At 58.9% G+C, this 15,812-nt stretch carries 12 protein-coding genes; 8 read left to right on the top strand and 4 right to left on the bottom strand.

Features of this window, described 5'->3' with window-relative positions:
• The first annotated feature begins 133 nt into the window (after nt 1-133).
• The 4 genes from QMZ18_RS09400 to QMZ18_RS09385 are packed head-to-tail and all read left to right on the top strand — an operon-like array spanning nt 134 to nt 4,403.
• Entirely contained in the window at nt 134-748 is a 615-nt protein-coding gene (locus QMZ18_RS09400; protein WP_282606023.1) for a hypothetical protein, read from the top strand.
• Nucleotides 748-1,092: a hypothetical protein gene (locus QMZ18_RS09395; protein ID WP_282606022.1), complete on the top strand. Its 345-nt coding sequence runs from the start codon at nt 748-750 to the stop codon at nt 1,090-1,092. Before QMZ18_RS09400 ends, QMZ18_RS09395 begins: the two co-directional genes overlap by 1 nt.
• A gap of 45 nt (nt 1,093-1,137) precedes the next feature.
• On the top strand, nt 1,138-3,222 hold the full coding sequence (locus QMZ18_RS09390) for a transglycosylase domain-containing protein (protein WP_282606021.1): 2,085 nt from the start codon (nt 1,138-1,140) through the stop codon (nt 3,220-3,222).
• Nucleotides 3,219-4,403, top strand: coding sequence for a hypothetical protein (locus QMZ18_RS09385; protein WP_282606020.1), 1,185 nt, complete (start codon nt 3,219-3,221; stop codon nt 4,401-4,403). The genes QMZ18_RS09390 and QMZ18_RS09385 overlap by 4 nt, the downstream gene beginning before the upstream one ends.
• Before the next feature lie 88 nt (nt 4,404-4,491).
• Here QMZ18_RS09385 and QMZ18_RS09380 read toward each other — a convergent pair whose 3' ends face one another.
• Genes QMZ18_RS09380 through QMZ18_RS09370 form a run of 3 tightly spaced genes read right to left on the bottom strand, consistent with a single transcriptional unit; the run spans nt 4,492 to nt 7,029 of the window.
• Nucleotides 4,492-5,685, bottom strand: coding sequence for a hypothetical protein (locus tag QMZ18_RS09380; RefSeq protein ID WP_282606019.1), 1,194 nt, complete (start codon nt 5,683-5,685; stop codon nt 4,492-4,494).
• Nucleotides 5,682-6,533, bottom strand: a complete 852-nt coding sequence (locus QMZ18_RS09375) for a hypothetical protein (protein WP_282606018.1) — start codon at nt 6,531-6,533, stop codon at nt 5,682-5,684. The genes QMZ18_RS09380 and QMZ18_RS09375 overlap by 4 nt, the downstream gene beginning before the upstream one ends.
• A complete protein-coding gene (locus QMZ18_RS09370; RefSeq protein ID WP_282606017.1) occupies nt 6,526-7,029 on the bottom strand; it encodes an RNA polymerase sigma factor in 504 nt (167 codons plus the stop codon). Before QMZ18_RS09370 ends, QMZ18_RS09375 begins: the two co-directional genes overlap by 8 nt.
• Before the next feature lie 373 nt (nt 7,030-7,402).
• Between QMZ18_RS09370 and QMZ18_RS09365 the strand changes: the two genes are divergently transcribed.
• The 3 genes from QMZ18_RS09365 (at nt 7,403) to QMZ18_RS09355 (ending at nt 13,266) form a co-directional block, all read left to right on the top strand.
• Nucleotides 7,403-8,707 (top strand): S8 family serine peptidase, encoded by a 1,305-nt coding sequence (locus QMZ18_RS09365; RefSeq protein ID WP_282606016.1) that lies wholly within the window; start codon nt 7,403-7,405, stop codon nt 8,705-8,707.
• Between the two features lie 181 nt (nt 8,708-8,888).
• Nucleotides 8,889-11,105: a N,N-dimethylformamidase beta subunit family domain-containing protein gene (locus QMZ18_RS09360; protein WP_282606015.1), complete on the top strand. Its 2,217-nt coding sequence runs from the start codon at nt 8,889-8,891 to the stop codon at nt 11,103-11,105.
• A gap of 109 nt (nt 11,106-11,214) precedes the next feature.
• Nucleotides 11,215-13,266 (top strand): molybdopterin-dependent oxidoreductase, encoded by a 2,052-nt coding sequence (locus tag QMZ18_RS09355; RefSeq protein ID WP_282606014.1) that lies wholly within the window; start codon nt 11,215-11,217, stop codon nt 13,264-13,266.
• On the opposite strand, the gene QMZ18_RS09350 is transcribed toward QMZ18_RS09355, so the two are convergent.
• Nucleotides 13,260-14,180, bottom strand: coding sequence for a LysR family transcriptional regulator (locus QMZ18_RS09350; RefSeq protein ID WP_282606013.1), 921 nt, complete (start codon nt 14,178-14,180; stop codon nt 13,260-13,262). The genes QMZ18_RS09355 and QMZ18_RS09350 overlap by 7 nt on opposite strands.
• A gap of 158 nt (nt 14,181-14,338) precedes the next feature.
• On the opposite strand from QMZ18_RS09350, the gene QMZ18_RS09345 reads away from it, so the two are divergent.
• Nucleotides 14,339-15,790 (top strand): aldehyde dehydrogenase family protein, encoded by a 1,452-nt coding sequence (locus QMZ18_RS09345; RefSeq protein WP_282606012.1) that lies wholly within the window; start codon nt 14,339-14,341, stop codon nt 15,788-15,790.
• Nucleotides 15,791-15,812: the final 22 nt, after the last annotated feature.

Genomic DNA, 15,812 nt, shown 5'->3' with positions numbered 1-15,812 from the left:
CCGCCGTAGTATTCTCTGCACTTTATAGGTAAGCTAATTAGAGGCGGTACGCGTCGGATGATAGTGCCGATTCGTTTTGCAATGGGATGCTGCCGTTGGCGAGGTTTAGGGTTTTACTGGGGAGGGGAAGGCGATGCGGAGCGTGATGGGAAGATTGGCCTCTGTGCTCGTAGTGCTCGCGCTGTCGGGCTGCGGAACGGTCAAGTTCGTCGAGGATTACGATGTTGTTCTCGATCAGGGCCTGTCCGACTATCAGGGCGAAATGGCCGCCTTTATGGCCCGGATGGCGGCGCTATCAGGCAGCGACGAAGGTAAATACGGCAATGCCGACGTTCAGGCCTTCTATGCGCGCACCTCGGCGGAACTCCAGACCTTCGTTGAACGTGCGGAAGCCATTGATTCGACTGGCAAGTGCGTGACTGCCGACTACCTCGGGCGCGGCATTAAAAGTGTCGTCGAGCGCAGTGCCGGTTTCATCGACGCACAGGAACTTCCGCTGGGTAAATATACCAGCGTGACCGAAATCATCCGCAGCTATGGGGAGGGCGCGGATGAGGTCAGCATGGGAAACTGCACCGTCGTCATCTTGAAAGTCGTTCAGGATAATCATGGTGTTGTGATGGAACTGCATAAGACCAACGGCTCCCTCCCCAAGGTCATCGTCGATATTGCCGGACCGCTTCTGGATCAGTCGGCGCGGATCGCCATCAAGAATGAAGTTCTTAAGAAAACCCGGGGAGATCAGTGATGTCGGTGAATCTACAAGCGTTGAACGTGTCTGCAATCTTTCCGCCGATGCTCTCGGCGGCAAAAGATGTTGCCGGATCCGGTTGGGATGAGATCCGCACGATCGTAAAGATCGAGTTCAAGGCCGTCGCCAAGCGAATCAAGGAAATCGGAAAGGCTTTTGCCGACGGCGAGATCAACAAGCCGACGGCCAAGATGCTGATGAAGATGGTCCGCAACAACGTGGTCGCTGCGATTGCCCTGGTCACAAATCAGATCATGATCGTGGTCGAGAAGATCGTGAACGCGGCACTGAAGATCATTAAGGATGTCGTCAACACGGCATTGGGATTTGCGATTCTCTAGAGTCTCCTTAAATGTGACCCTTCGGATTGGATCAGACATTGGACCATGGGCTGGTTCCTCGGCCGGACCGATGATGGAGGGCGCAAGGGATTGAACAGAGGGTCGGCGTATCTCCTGCGGATCGTCTCCAGCGTCGAATCCACCCTGGTGTCGGCGGTTGGCGACATACGCTGGACCGGCTGGTTCGGCCGCTTGTCCCTGCTCGCCGTTCTCGTCTTCATCGCGCCGCTTGCCCTGCACAGCCTTTCGAACCTTGGACTTCAGGGTTACGCTGACGATTTGCTGGCTGAGACCAGGAAGCGCATTGTCCCGCGCCTCGAAGATGCTACCGGGCGCGAGCTCGGTGTCATGCCCCGGCGTTACTTCGGACAGAGGGGCATTGTGCATGAGGCGGTTCCCAGGAGTTTCGCCAGGATGTACTGGGCCTGTGAAGATGAGCGCGCCAACAGCTATTTCGCGCAGGCTGGCGTCGATCCGGTCGCGATCCTTTCTTCCGTGGCGCAAACTCTGCTGACCGGGCAACTGCGCGGTGCGTCAGGCGTCTACATGCAGGCCGCCCGGACGATGCGATCATCGGCGGCCGGCAACTGGTCCGCAAAGCTCAGACAGATACTCGATGCCGTTGCGCTGGCGCCAAGATTGACCACCCGCGAGGCTCTGGAGCTGATGGTCGCGAACCATGACTTTCTCGATCGGGTGCCGGGACGCCATTCCGGCCTCGGTTTTGCGTCCCGCACGCTCTTCGGTCAGGCTCCCGCGTCGCTCTTTCCAGAGGAAGCTGCGATCCTGGTTGCCGCAGTACGCCGTCCATTTCGTTTCGGCGATCAAGCCCGCTGGGACAATCTGCGCAAGCGCGCCCGCCACTGCCTGCGTAAATCCGGATACGATGCGCCGCTGGTAATGCGCCGCTTGAGCAATCTGGGCGCGCCGGAGGTAGGCGCCGCGCGTCGAAATTCTCCGGTGCGCATCGCTGGGGCGGGGACGGCGGCCGTGCTGTCCGATGCCAGCTTCGAGGCCCTCCTTTCGGGGCACGGCAATGACACTCAACTCCTGTTCAATCTGTCGGGTAAGCGGCAGAAAGCTTGCGACCTGAGCGTCCGGCGGGCGCAAAAGCGCGGTGCACTTGCGCGCTTTAAATTTGCCGAACCCTGGCACGACGTCGGTGGTGCCGAACTCTTAATCGCTGTGCGAGATGAAACCGGATTGCAGTGCCTCTTGTCCTACGGCACGCAGGCGGGAAGATTTCATGGTGCGGCACCCGCCTGGTCGGGCGGCGGTTTCGACTCCGCACAGGATCCCTTTCCGCTTGCTTCGACCGCCAAGATTATTGGCCTGCTTCATCTGAGCGACCGGGCAAACCTGCGCGAACGCTGGTGTCCCGAAGTGGCCTTTGCCAAAGACGGCAAGCCCTTGAAGGCCGGCAAAGACCTGGGTGTGAGTGACTGCGACCGGGCGCAGGACCGCTATCTCGCTGTGCAGGAGGCCATGGCGATTAGCCATAACCTGGCTTTCAACTGGCGCCTGCGCCGCAGCGATCAGGCCGATCTTGCCGGCTTGATCGATCGCCTCGGTTTTTCTACTCCCGACGATATCAACCCCGCCTACGCGGTCTCCTTTGGTCAAGTGCATGCCTCACCGGCACAGCTGCTCGCGTTGATGGATGCGGTTGCAGAATGCGTTCAGGGCAAGCCCGGAGGCTGGATGCCTGCGAGCCTCTTGGCCGTGGATGACGCTTCCGCAACGACCGCATTACAGCGGCAGGTTCGTGCCGTGGTGCGGGAGATCTGTGATTCCGACTCTGCCCGCCTGTTTCTCAGGCGAACCCTGGAAGCGCCGGTTCTCGGTAAGAAGGGCACGGCCAGAGCGACCGTCTTCAAGCCGGGTCGTATGGCACTCGATTTTTCGCTTCGAAAAACCGGCACGCACGATCTGGAGAATGGTCAGACTAAGGTCGTCTGGCTGACCGGCAGTGTCGTGCGGGGTGCGAAGCGCTACTCCTTCGTTGCGCGTCTCGGTTCCGGTCGAGGTGGCGGCAGCCTGGGGCGCCGCAATCTTTACGGGGCCAATCTGACGGCGGTTGCCGATGCTGCGCTCTGTGCCGTGAGCGGGTTTGAGTGCAGGCCGAAATGAACATTCGTTTTTTTCTCGACGGCGTTCTGGAAACCATCCTCACCGCGATTGGCACCGTTGCCATTCTGGCGCTCTTTGTCGAGCGGTTCGACGAGACGGCGGTGATTTGGGTGCCGGTCGTGGTCCTGCTGATCGTGGCATTGAGTATCGTCCGGCGCCTGGCCGCACGCCACATGTCCTATCGGCCACCGCTTTATTTGCTATCGCTCGCCCGTGCCGTCGGCGTGCTGGTGCTCTGTTCCTTCCCGCTGTTTTATTATCAGTCGACCGTGCGGGATCCGGGCGTGCGCAGCGCGACCAACGAAATTCTGAGCCTGGAGGCGGCGAGGATCGGGAGTTATCTTTCGGACTTCGCGGCGACTTCGCAGGCGATCCGCAAACGCGAAGTTGCCAGCGGCTTCACCTGCCCACAAAGCAAAGGCCCTTTGAGGGGCCGGGTGTCCGAACAATGGGGCGATGCCGCGCGCGAATTGCGTCGGTTGGAAGGCGAGCTGACCGGAGTTTTGAACCGCTACGAGCGTGCCCGAATCGGTTTCTACAATGCCTGGAATGATGTTGCCAACATTGCCAGCGCCTTCGAGCGGCCGGTCAATCTTGCCCCCTGCAACGCCGAAGATTTCGTCCTGTCGCTCAATCTGGCCAGTTGGCAGTCGCTGCTGCGCCTCGGCCTGCTGCCGCTGAAGGTGCAGATCTTCGCTGGGCTGGGACCACTGTTTAAAATCGAGCTCTCCTGGAGCTCGACGGTCCTGCTGCTGATCGGCGTAGTGGTTTTTTACACTGCAATCCGTCACATGATTTCGCGTCAGCGTAGATTCGGCCGGTTGTCTGAAAACAGTACGCAACAATTCCAGCACCTGCGGTCACTTGCCCGGGACATGGTCCCGGTCGGCGAACGCTACATCCTTTCGCTTTCGCCCGATGGTCTGAGCGAAGGAAAGAAGGCGGACCTGCGCGCGCTCGAACAAAGCCGGGCGGTTGCCCACGCCGGCTGGCTCGCCTCGTTCATCCTGCGCCGCCATCTGGGGCTGCGGGAAAAAAGGCTGTTTCGCTGGATCGACGATGCGGAACTGGCCCGCCGGGTACTTGAGACGCAGCGCGACGAGCCGGTGTATGAGCACCGGACCTGGGAGCAGGAAGACTCCGCAGATCATGACGAGAACGCTGCCGGTGGCAGAGACTAACGGACCTGGCTTTGTCACCTCATGGGACGACTGTCCAAGGAAGAAAACCGTCAGAATCGATTGGGCGCAGCTAACTTTCGGCGAGGACTCATGGTCTAGTCTCCTGCCATCTCTTGTATTTCAAAACCGCAGACAGACAGTGCTGCGTATAATCGATGCGAGTGAAGGGCTTCTTACGCCCGGCGATGAAGGCGCCGCTATAACCTTTGAGATTGGGCGATTGCAGATGGGTTTCGTCGCCTAAATCGAGCTGGTTCTGATTCGGTTGAATTTGAAGCGCCAGGTTTTTGCGCAGTTCCCAATCGATCCGTTCTTCCAAAGACCTGGCCAAAGAGCTCTCGGGTACACTCAAGGCCAGTGCCGGAATAAGGCCTTCAAGGGAATAGCAGGTGTTTGAATTGAGGCTCCGTCTGGGCCTGAGTTCAGTCAGATAGATTCTCGACTGATCCAGGGCGAAATGCCGAAGCTCTTCTCGACCGGTATCGTGAAACCGCAATGACGCTGCCATGGCGCCCCAATGAAAGAAACCGATGTGCGGCGTGGTTCCGTAGATCGTCATCATGGCGTGGTCGATCTCGGTGAGCAGCGGTTCCAGATGTTCCGCGTCGAAGGTCTGCTTGTAGAAGGCGAGCGCCAACCAGATCTCGCCGTTGTAGTAGTGGGATTCTTCCTGAGCATCGGGCGATTTCAGGAAACCTGCACCGGGTCGATGTAATGCGAGAAGCGCGCGCAGCCAAAGCTCGCGGTCCTGCGCGAACCGACCGTCACCGCTGGACCGATAGTAATAGAGTTCTGAGAGCAGGGCGAGGGCGGAGGCCCCCGCCTTGATGCCGGTCCTTTTGCCGTTGAAGGAAACCAGCGCACCCTTTCCAACCTGGATGGACTTGCCGGCCAGTGCCGCGACCGCCTTTTGAAGCGGCAGCCGCAACTCACTCTTGCGCTGCTGTGAAAAGGCTTCACCCAAAGCGTAGGCCGCGCCAGCCTGTCGAACGATGTTGTTTTTGCCCGTACCTTTGCCGAGCAGAAAATCGAAATCGTAGGTGAATAAGCCGTCTTTTTCTTGAGCTCGCAGCAACTGTTTTGTGGCGAGACCGGCTGCCGATTCCAATTGCGCTGTATAAGCGTTGGTCGCTTCAGCGCCGTTCGCCGCCGTCAGGGAAAATGTGCCCGATAAGAGAACACACAGCCCGAAAACGTGAAGACGGCCAGTGCGAACGTGGTCGTGGAGGGCTCTCTGTTGAGGGTTTCCGCCTGCGCTGGCCCGGGGGCGGCTCTCCTTCACTGCCAATCCGACTGCAGGAGGCGGCTTTCAGCAGCGCCATCAAGCGGTGCATCCTTCATAATTCTGTTCACGAACAGTCCGAGTACGTCGTGGTCCTCGCCGGCCGGCTGATAATTGGTGCTCGTTGAAACCTGCTGGGAGACCGCTATCTGCTGTGTCCAGGAACCGCTGTCGGTCCGGCATGCCACGCCCATCAAGTCCTGCACTCCAAAGGTCGTCTTGCCGATGATACGATATTCGCGGCAATAGCGTTGGTTGGTGTCGATGAAGGTCTGTTGAGGCTCGATCCGATTGCTCGTCAAACCGTCCTCGGAAACCTCCTCGAGCGCCTCCAGGCTGGGCGTGCGTTCGAGCGCGGCATGCAACAGAGATTGTTCCGGGATGGTTCCGGCGGCGACGACGGAGGGTGCGGAGGGTGAAGTGAAGTTTGAAAGCCCGAGGCCGCCGCCGATACCAACGATCAGTGCGACTGACGCAGCAAGAGGGAGGGCATGGCGCCTAAAAACGCTACTACCGTTGGAAGCGGTGGGAAAGCCAGGCTTTTTCGCCTGCCGCGCCGTGCGCTGCTGTGACAGATCTGCGACATTAGAATCTCCCGTGATGCGCGCCTCTGATCCGGGTGTTTCCGCAGCGGGCTCCTCAAAAACTTTCAGCAAACGCTCAGGCACATCCTGTTCAAACGGTGCCGCGAAAGCCTCGGACGCCAACTGGGCCGCCGTTCGAAATTGTTCGATGATTTCCCGGGCCGCCGGATCCTTCTCCAATGCGGACTCTACCTCGGCCGCAGTCTTTTCATCCAACTGACCATCCGAGTATGCGATCAGAACGTCGTCGTTGAGATCAACCATTGTTCGATTCCATGGCCGGGGCCGAACTGATTTTCGCCGTTGTTTCGTATGCGACTTCGTACAGCCGCCGCCGCGCACGCGCCAACCGGCTGGTGATCGTACCTATGGGGACATTGAGGAATTCGGCCGCTTCCTTATACGATCGGCCGTCGATCGATATCAAAGTCAGAACCAGCCTTTGGTCCTCGGGCAGTTCGCCAACGGCGGCCCGGACCCGTTTTAAGGTCAGGCGGGCTTCCATGGCGCGCTCACCATCGTCGCCGGCGATGTCGTTCGCCGCATCCAGGTCATAGCTGTGACCCCGGACCTTCTTCGCCCGCATCTGATCGATCCAGATTGTCTGCATAATCCTAAACATCCAGCTGTCCAGCCGGGTCCCTTGTTGCCATTGGTTCAGCCGGCTAAGTGCACGCTCGCAAGCCGCCTGGACCAGATCGTCGCCAAGATCGGTGGATCCTGTGAGAGCATAGGCAAAGCGGCGTAAACGTGGCAGCATCGCTACCATTTCTTGCTTGGTCTCTTGCGTCACAGGTCAACCAATCCACTCGTGATATACAGACAACGGGTTATCGGCGCATTCCTTCCCCCTAAAAGCAATTTTTTTCATTTTCTTTTAATCTGGGCAAAAATAACCCGGAAAATTCAGTTATTTTTGGAAGTTTTTGACCCTTAAACCGTTGTAGCTATGGATATGTTAAATCAATCCTTATCGAGACACATGCAAAGTTCCATAGATTGAAGTGATTTAGACCTCTATGACCGCGTTGTTTACACAAATTATTCGCATTCTCATTGTATCAGCGCTCGCGTTCTCGTTGATCGTGGCAGCTCGCGTTTTGCCGTTTTTAACCGGCGACGAAAGCACGTTTGTGTCGGCTGCATTAGCTGCGGACGACGACGACGATGATGACGATGATGATGACGATGATGACGATGATGACGATGATGACGACGATGACGATGATGACGACGACGATGATGACGACGACGACGACGACGACGATGAGGAAGGTGACGAGAAAGATGACGATGACCGTCAGGACGGTGGTTCATCCAGTGAAACTGATGGCGCGGGTTACTCTTTCGAGCCCAACGAAGTACTGGCAGTAAATTCCGATGCGCAGTCATTGCGGCGGGCAGCGGATTTAGGCTTCGTCGTAAGATCTCAATCCATCTTCAGCAATTTCCGGCTCGTCGTGACGCGGCTGGGTCTGCCGCCGCAAACCGATGCGATAGCTGCGCGGCGTTTGTTGGCTGAGAACGTACCGGGTGTCTACGAACTCAACCATCTCTACCGCGTCGCGGACGGTAGTTCGAAAACAGCTGCGGTCCCCGACGCTTGTGGTCCGGACCTATGTCTCGGACGGGCAATGATCGGTTGGCGCAACTCAGGCGGCAGTTGCGGTGCCAAGATGAGAATCGGTCTGGTGGATACAGCGGTCAACAGGACACACCGGGCCTTGCAAAACAGCACGATACAAGCACGCAGCTTTACGGGACCCGACCAGATTGACGCCGCGGACGGGCATGGGACCGCGATCGCCGCCCTGATGGTTTCGACCGACCCTGAAGGTGTACGGGGACTGTTACCGACGGCGGAACTCTTTGCGGCCAATGCCTTCCACCAAGAGGAGGACGGCAGTTCAGCCGCCAGTGTCGTGTCCCTGCTGGACAGCCTCGATTGGCTTGCGTCCCAGGGTGTCTCGATCATCAATATGAGTTTGGCCGGACCGCCAAACCTCGCATTGGCGGCTTCGATCAAGCGCCTGGAAGAAGCGGGTATCCTGGTGGTAGCTGCCGCCGGCAACGGTGGCCCGGCTGCGCCAACCGCCTATCCGGCAGGTTATGAGACGGTTGTCGCGGTTACGGCGGTTGACAGCAACCGGCGCCCCTACCGCCATGCAAACCGCGGCGATTACCTTTCGCTTGCCGCGCCTGGTGTGAAGATCTGGGCGGCGAGCGACAACTCCGATGGAAAATTTCATTACGGAACCTCCTTCGCGGCCCCGTTCGTCACCGCCATTGCGGCGGGCATGATCGGCAAGCACCAGAGCCTTGATCCCAGTGGGATTCGCCGTCAGCTGCGCAACGCGGCAGTCGACCTCGGAGCGCCAGGCAAGGACCCGATCTTCGGCTGGGGCTTGATCCAAAGCTCAGACGCTTGCATTGAATAATGCCTGGGCCGGGTTCCTAACCCGGGACAGCCTGGGCGTGGGAAAGAGGACCGACTTCCGTTCCGAACGACGGGTTGGAAATGGCGTCCTTCCCGGGTGGGTGACCGCACTGGCCGAACTCGTTTATGCTGTGCGTCCAGAAACCGAAGCCACCGTTGTTTCCCCATATTGAGAAAACCATATGATCCCCCTTATCGGTTATACCGACCGCCTCTCCGGCAGGCCGGGTGACAAGATTGAATTCAAAGTCTCTTCACAAAGTCCCAAAGCCTATTCTGCCCGCCTCGTTCGGATTATCTCGGCAGATCCAAATCCCGCTGGTCCCGGAATCAGAGAGGTGGAGATCTCGGCTGAGTTCGAGGGCGCCTATCCGTCCCGCAGCCAGGCCTTTTATCCCGGCTCTTATGCACGGGTGAAGGTGCCGGACAGTGTGGTCCACTTGGACAGCTTTACGGCCAGTGCCAACATCTGGCCGACTCTGCCCGATGCAGGTCGTGAACAGGCGATTTTATCTTGGAACGCACCTGATGGCTCGGGCGGACTGGTGTTGTTGCTTGATGAGGCCGGCCGGCCGTCAGCCCGCATCACCGATCTGGAAGGGCGCTGCGTTACGGTATCTAACGGCCAAGCGGTCAAGAACCGGGCTTGGGTTCGCATCTGGGCGTGCTTCGATAGCGGCAAGCAAACTCTGGAGGTTGGGGTTTCGCCTCTGGAGGCATCTGCACGCGCCGGGGAGCGAAGTGCTCTGCAAGTTTCAGGATTTACGCCTGCGCAATCCGCCAGTGACATCCTAATTGCGGCGTCGGGAGGAGGCGGCCGCGGCGATAGAATCACCGCCTGTTTCAACGGCAAGATAGAGGGGCCTGCACTTTATCGCCGCGCGCTGACGTTTGAAGAACTCAAGTCTGCTGATTTGAGCGTGTTGCCAAGCGAAGACATCCTGGCGCAATGGGATTTCTCTCTACGCATCGCGAGTACCGGGATCGAAGATATCGGGCCGTCGGCACTCCAGGGTGAACTCGTCAACCTGCCTGCCCGTGCCATGACCGGTTCGAACTGGACGTCCCGTGAAATCTGTTGGCGTCACGCGCCAGCCGAGTATGGGGCGATTCACTTCCATGATGATGACATTTACGATTTTGGCTGGGAAACGGATTTCAGCTTCACGATCCCTGAAAGCCTGAAGCCCGGCGTCTACGCCGCGCGCCTGACCTGCGGCGACCATGAGGACGCCATTCCCTTTTTCGTGTGCCCGCCGAAGGGCCGGCGGCAGGCGGACCTCTGTGTCCTGGTTTCAACCTTTACCTATTCGGTCTATGGCAATCACGCACGCCCGGATTTCACGGAAAGCTGGAAGGAACGCTTTGCCACTTGGAATGCCTATCCCTGGAATCCCGCCGAACACACAAAATATGGCCTATCGACCTACAACGATCACAGGGACGGCAGCGGGATTTGTCATGCCTCCCATCGCCGCCCCCTGATGAACCTTCGGCCCGGTTACGTCACCTATGGCTACGGCGAGAGCTCGGGTCTGCGGCATTTTCAGGCCGACAGTCACCTGATCGCCTGGCTGGAGGCAAAGGGTTACGACTACGACATCGTAACCGACCAGGAACTTCATGATGAAGGCGTTGCGGCCATCGCTGGTTATGCGGCTGTCACGACTGGAAGCCATCCGGAGTATCACACCAGCGAAACCCTGGATGCTTTGACCGCTTATCGCGATCAGGGCGGGAAGCTGCTGTACCTCGGTGGCAATGGTTTTTATTGGCGTGTCGCGCTGCATGAAAGTGAGCCGGGCGCGATCGAGATCCGCCGCGCGGAAGGGGGTATCCGCGCCTGGGCCGCTGAACCGGGGGAGTATTTTAACGCCTTCGACGGCGCCTACGGCGGGCTCTGGCGACGTAGCGGCCGCCCGCCTCAAAAGCTGGCAGGTGTCGGGTTTTCCGCACAGGGCCAGTTCGAGGGGTCTTACTACAGGCGCAACAGAAAAAACGAACCGCCCAGCGCCGATTGGGTCTTTGCGGGGATCGACGATGACATCCTTGGCGATTTCGGCCTGTCCGGTGGCGGTGCGGCTGGCTTTGAACTTGATCGGGCGGATGTCCGCCTTGGATCTCCGGAGAACATCGAAGTTCTGGCCAGCTCGGAAGGCCACAGCGCCGCCTTTGTTCTGGTACCTGAAGAACAGCTGACTCACATTACCAACTGGCCCGGCGAGCCGGTCGAACATCTGCTGCGTGCCGATATGACCTACTTCGAAGGACTCAACGGTGGCGCGGTTTTCTCGACCGGATCCATCACCTTTTGCGGCAGCCTGCCCCACAACGATTTCGACAACAATATTTCCAAGTTGCTGGAGAACGTTTTACGACACTTCCTGAAAAAAGCCTGACCACAAAAGCAAAGCAAATTGGCCCCTCCCTTTCAGTAGAAATGGCTCTTGGTTGAGGCCACTTGGCGGCTGTAGTGTCCTCTGGAATACCGGAAAGAATGGATACGCCATGAGTAGCCAAGAGACAGTGACGACCAAGCCGACGATTTGCCCGTTGGATTGCCCGGATACCTGCAGCCTGTCGGTCGAGACCGACGGTCGCAGTGTTCTGAAGGTCAGGGGATCCCGTGCCAACCCTTATACAGCCGGTGTCATCTGTAAAAAGGTCTCCAGCTACTACCCGGACTTCGTCCACGGTGACCGCAGGCTGACGGTTCCGTTGCAACGCAGTGGCCCGCGTGGCAGTGGCGAATACAGCCCGATTTCCTGGGAAAAGGCGCTCGATGTGATCCACGAAAAGGTCACGTCGGTGATCGAGACTCACGGTGCTCAATCGGTCGTACCCTTCAATTACGCCGGCCCGCATGGTCAGATCGCCGGCGGCTCCATGGACCGGCGCTTTTTTCATAAGCTGGGTGCCAGCTTCGTCGACCGGGGCCCCCTTTGCGGTGCGGTTCGCGGTGCGGCTTATACTTCTATCTTTGGCTCAGCGCCGGGCATGCCGCCTGAACAGGCGAAACATGCAGATCTGATTGTGGTGGTCGGCAATAACGTCACCGTTTCCAATCTCCACTTCGCGCGCGCGATCAAGGCGGCCCGCCGCAACGGGGCCAAGTTGATTGCGATCGACCCCAAGCGGACCAAGATTGCGGCGCAGGCTGATCTTTTCCTGCAGATCAGGCCCGGCACCGATGTCGTGTTTTTCCTGGCGCTCGCCGCGGAGCTGGAGCGGCGCGGCGGTTTCGATCAGAGCTTCATCGACCAATGGGTCGACGGTTGCGAGACTTACATGCTCGAAGCCCGGAAAATCAGCCTTGCAGCAGCCTGTGATCTTTGCGGCCTGGCCCCGTCGGATGTGGAGAGCTTCATCGAACTCTACACCTCTGCGGACAAGGTGGCTCTTTCGGTCGGCAATGGACCGGAGCGCGGCCATAGTGGCGGGTCCTCTATCCGGGCGGCGATATCGCTGCAGGCCCTCACCGGTAATTTCGGCAGGTTGGGTGCGGGTGTCTTTGCCAAGCCGGGTCTGGCTTTTCCGGCCACGCCCGCGAAGCTGCAACGCCCTGATCTGGCGCCGGAAGGCACCCGTACGCTCAACATCGTAGACATTCCCCGGCACATCCTGGATGACGATATCGATCCTCCGATCCGCGCCGTTTTCCTCTACAACCATAATGCCGTCTGCACCCATCCGGATCAAAACCGCTTGCGCGCGGCCCTTAGCCGGGAAGAGCTTTTCATTGTCGGCTGCGATGTCGAGATGAACGACAGCATGAGCTTCGCGGATATCATTCTGCCTGCCGCCACGCATTTCGAATTCGACGATATCTACGCCGCCTATGGTCAGGCTTACCTGCAGCGCGCCGAAGCTGTGATCCCCCCGCTTGGCGAGGCCCAGCCGAACAGCGAAATTTTCAGGCGCCTGGCGGCGCGGTTTGGCTTCGACGACCAGATCTTCAAGGCAAGTGATGCGGAATTGATGGACGACGCCTTTGATCCCGAGGATCCGCGCCTTAATGGCCAACGACCGAGCGAACTGCCTTTGGATGGCGCGCTGGCCATGACCAGTGGCGGTGAAGAGCTGATCATGTGCAAGACCGTCACGCCGGGTACGCTCAGTGGCAGGATCGAACTCTTTTCCCAGGATTTGGAAACGCGTTTCGGATACGGCATCCCCAGGTACGAGGCAGTGCCAGGAAGCTATCCTCTGGTCTTGATTACGCCATCTTCCTCAAAGCGCACCAACGCGACCTTCGGCGGGCATGCTGAATCACAGGGTCCGGAGCGTCTTGAGATTCATCCGGTCGATGCGGCAGCGCGCGGTATCAAGCAAGGCGACAGGGTCAAGCTGTTGAACGACCTGGGGACAGTCGTCCTGATCGCCGAGATCAGTGAAGATGTTCAGCCAGGTGTGCTTTATTCGCCGAAGGGCACCTGGCTCAGCACCAGTGAAACCGGTCAGACGGTGAACGCGTTGATTTCTGCGGATCTGAAAACCGACATCATGGAAGGCGCCTGTTACAACGACACCTATGTCGAAGCCGAGAGGATCGGTCACTGATCTTGCAATTGGATCGGTTGCAGGTCGGTCCCGTCGGCAAAACGCGTTGTCAGTTCTTCGCGCAACAGCGAGATAAAAGCCGCAGCGGCGGGCGATAACGAAGAGCCGCGGCGCGAGAGCAGGCCGACTTCGCGGAAGGCGGTTGCGTCGTTGATATCCAGAGTCGCGACGCCGGGCGTGTTGCGCGGGACCGAGAGGCGCGGCAGGAGGGTGACGCCGATGTTGCTGCGCACCAGTCCCAACAGCGAAGTGACGTTGCGGACCATGAGTCCGGTGTGCTGCGCCAGATTTTTATAACCCACTGAGGATATGACTCCCGCGGCGCCATTGTCGATCAGGACGTATTCACGAAGATCCTGCCAGTCGACGGCGGTTGCCCGCTGGGCCAATGCGCTTTCCGGCGCGCAGACCAGCACAAATCGGTCCCGGAACAGGGGTTCGAAATCCACCGGCCCTTTTCCACGCGGCTGTCCGGCGATACCGAGATCGATCCGGCTGCGTTCGACCGCGGTCTCCACCGCTGCGGTGTCGCTGTCGCGCAGATCGAGTTCGATCCCCGGCCGCTGTTTAATGAAACGGCCGATGATGTCGGGTAAGAGCTGCGATGCGACCGATGGGACACAGGCAATATCCAGACGTCCGATCTCGTTGCGGGCATAGGCCCGCATGGCTGCGACGGCCCGGTCGAAATTACGCACCTCGCCGCGCGACAGATCGAGCGTGTATTGCCCGAGGGCAGTCAGTTTGGTCTTACGGTCGCTCTCGAACAGCGCCCCTTCGAGGTTTTCTTCCAGCTGTTTCAGGGCCATGGAAATAGCCGAGGGCGTGCGGCCCAGTTTGTCTGCGGCGTCGCTGATGTTGCCAAGTTCGGCAACCTGCACAAAGACTCTCAAGGCCTCGAGTTTGATAGCCATGATACTTCCGTTCGCGCATAATTCAAATTATCTGAAATTAATAACAAAAATTTCGATTTGATTGAAATGATTTCTTCGGGCAGCTTGAACCCTGCACCGGCTATGAGGTGCGGACCCTGATTTTTGGGCGTGGTTTATCCTAGAGGAAACGTAAGAAAATGGCTGACCAATTCGGGAATTACATCGCTGGCCAATGGCGCGAAACTCCGCAGAGCGTTCCCAATGTCAATCCCTCTGATCTTACCGACACGATAGGTCTGTACGCCCAAGCGACGCCCGGTGATCTGGAGGATGCGCTGGAAGCCGCAAAGCGTGCGCAGGCCATCTGGGGCCGCAGCGGTTTGGAAAAGCGCTACAACGTCCTGATGTCGATCGGGGCCGAGATGATCGCCCGTAGCGGAGAACTGGGTGAACTGTTAGCTCGCGAAGAAGGCAAGCCCCGCGCAGAGGGTGTTGGTGAAGTCTACCGTGCCGGCCAGTTCTTTACCTACTACGCCGCAGAAGCGCTGCGCCAGCAGGGTGATACAGCGGATTCCGTGCGCGACGGGATCGAGGTCGATGTGCGCCGCGAGGCCATGGGTGTGGTGGCCGTCATTTCGCCTTGGAACTTTCCGACCGCGACGGCGAGCTGGAAAATCGCCCCGGCCCTCGCCTACGGCAATGCCGTGCTCTGGAAGCCGGCGAACCTGACCCCTGCAAGTGCCTGGGCACTGGCGGAGATCATTTCCCGTCAGGATTTACCCGAGGGCCTCTTCAGTCTGATCATGGGTTCCGGTGGCGCGATCGGCCAGGCACTGATCGAAAGCCGCAAGGTCGACGCCGTGACTTTCACCGGCTCCTACGAGGTTGGCCGCCAGGTTGCGGCTGCGGCCGCCGGTAATCTGACCAAATTCCAGCTGGAACTGGGTTCCAAGAACGCCTTTTTGGTGATGGACGATGCCGATCTGGATCAGGCCGTCGATTGCGCAGTCAACGGCGCTTACTTCGGGTCGGGCCAGAAGTGCACCGCGTCCTCGCGTCTCCTGGTCCACGAGAAGGTTCACGACGCCTTCGTCGAGAAGACAGTGGCGAAACTTGCCCAGCTCAAGATCGGCCATGCACTGGAAGAGGGCACACAGCTCGGCCCCATCGTCAGCGAGGGCCAACTTCAATCTAATCTGAACTACCTGGAACTGGCAGGGCAGGAGGGCTGCAGCCTGGCCTTTGGCGGCGAGCGTCTGGAGCGTGCGACCGAGGGCTACTACATGGCGCCGGCTCTGCTGACGGGCTCGACCAATGCCATGCGGGTCAACCAGGAAGAGATGTTTGGCCCGATCGCCTGTGTGCAGTCGATCGGCAGCTACGAGGAAGGCTTGGCGATCGCAAATGACACCGAGTATGGCCTTACAGCCGGCATCGCGACCCGTTCTCTCGCACGCGCAACGCATTTTCGGCGCAATGTTGAGACCGGCTGCGTTATGATAAATCTGCCGACCGCCGGAACCGACTATCATGTGCCCTTTGGGGGCCGTAAGAATTCGAGCTTCGGTCCGCGCGAACAGGGCCGTTACGCAGCCGAGTTCTATACGCAGGTCAAAACGGCTTATATCAGGGCAGGGGAGCCGGACTAAAGCGGATTGAACTGTTGAAATT

This window comes from Pelagibius sp. Alg239-R121 (assembly GCF_947331435.1).
In the GTDB taxonomy this organism is placed as follows: Bacteria; Pseudomonadota; Alphaproteobacteria; order Kiloniellales; family Kiloniellaceae; genus Denitrobaculum.
The sequence above is the reverse complement of the archived record's forward strand: the minus strand, read 5'-3'. Positions and strand labels throughout refer to the sequence as shown.

What these genes read in the sequence shown, in the direction of transcription:
- QMZ18_RS09385 (WP_282606020.1), top strand. Translation starts at nt 3,219, where the DNA reads ATGAACATTCGTTTTTTTCTCGACGGCGTTCTGGAAACCATCCTCACC.
- QMZ18_RS09395 (WP_282606022.1), top strand. Translation starts at nt 748, where the DNA reads ATGTCGGTGAATCTACAAGCGTTGAACGTGTCTGCAATCTTTCCGCCG.
- QMZ18_RS09345 (WP_282606012.1), top strand. Translation starts at nt 14,339, where the DNA reads ATGGCTGACCAATTCGGGAATTACATCGCTGGCCAATGGCGCGAAACT.
- QMZ18_RS09375 (WP_282606018.1), bottom strand. Translation starts at nt 6,533, where the DNA reads ATGGTTGATCTCAACGACGACGTTCTGATCGCATACTCGGATGGTCAG.
- QMZ18_RS09360 (WP_282606015.1), top strand. Translation starts at nt 8,889, where the DNA reads ATGATCCCCCTTATCGGTTATACCGACCGCCTCTCCGGCAGGCCGGGT.
- QMZ18_RS09355 (WP_282606014.1), top strand. Translation starts at nt 11,215, where the DNA reads ATGAGTAGCCAAGAGACAGTGACGACCAAGCCGACGATTTGCCCGTTG.
- QMZ18_RS09390 (WP_282606021.1), top strand. Translation starts at nt 1,138, where the DNA reads ATGGGCTGGTTCCTCGGCCGGACCGATGATGGAGGGCGCAAGGGATTG.
- QMZ18_RS09350 (WP_282606013.1), bottom strand. Translation starts at nt 14,180, where the DNA reads ATGGCTATCAAACTCGAGGCCTTGAGAGTCTTTGTGCAGGTTGCCGAA.
- QMZ18_RS09370 (WP_282606017.1), bottom strand. Translation starts at nt 7,029, where the DNA reads ATGCTGCCACGTTTACGCCGCTTTGCCTATGCTCTCACAGGATCCACC.
- QMZ18_RS09400 (WP_282606023.1), top strand. Translation starts at nt 134, where the DNA reads ATGCGGAGCGTGATGGGAAGATTGGCCTCTGTGCTCGTAGTGCTCGCG.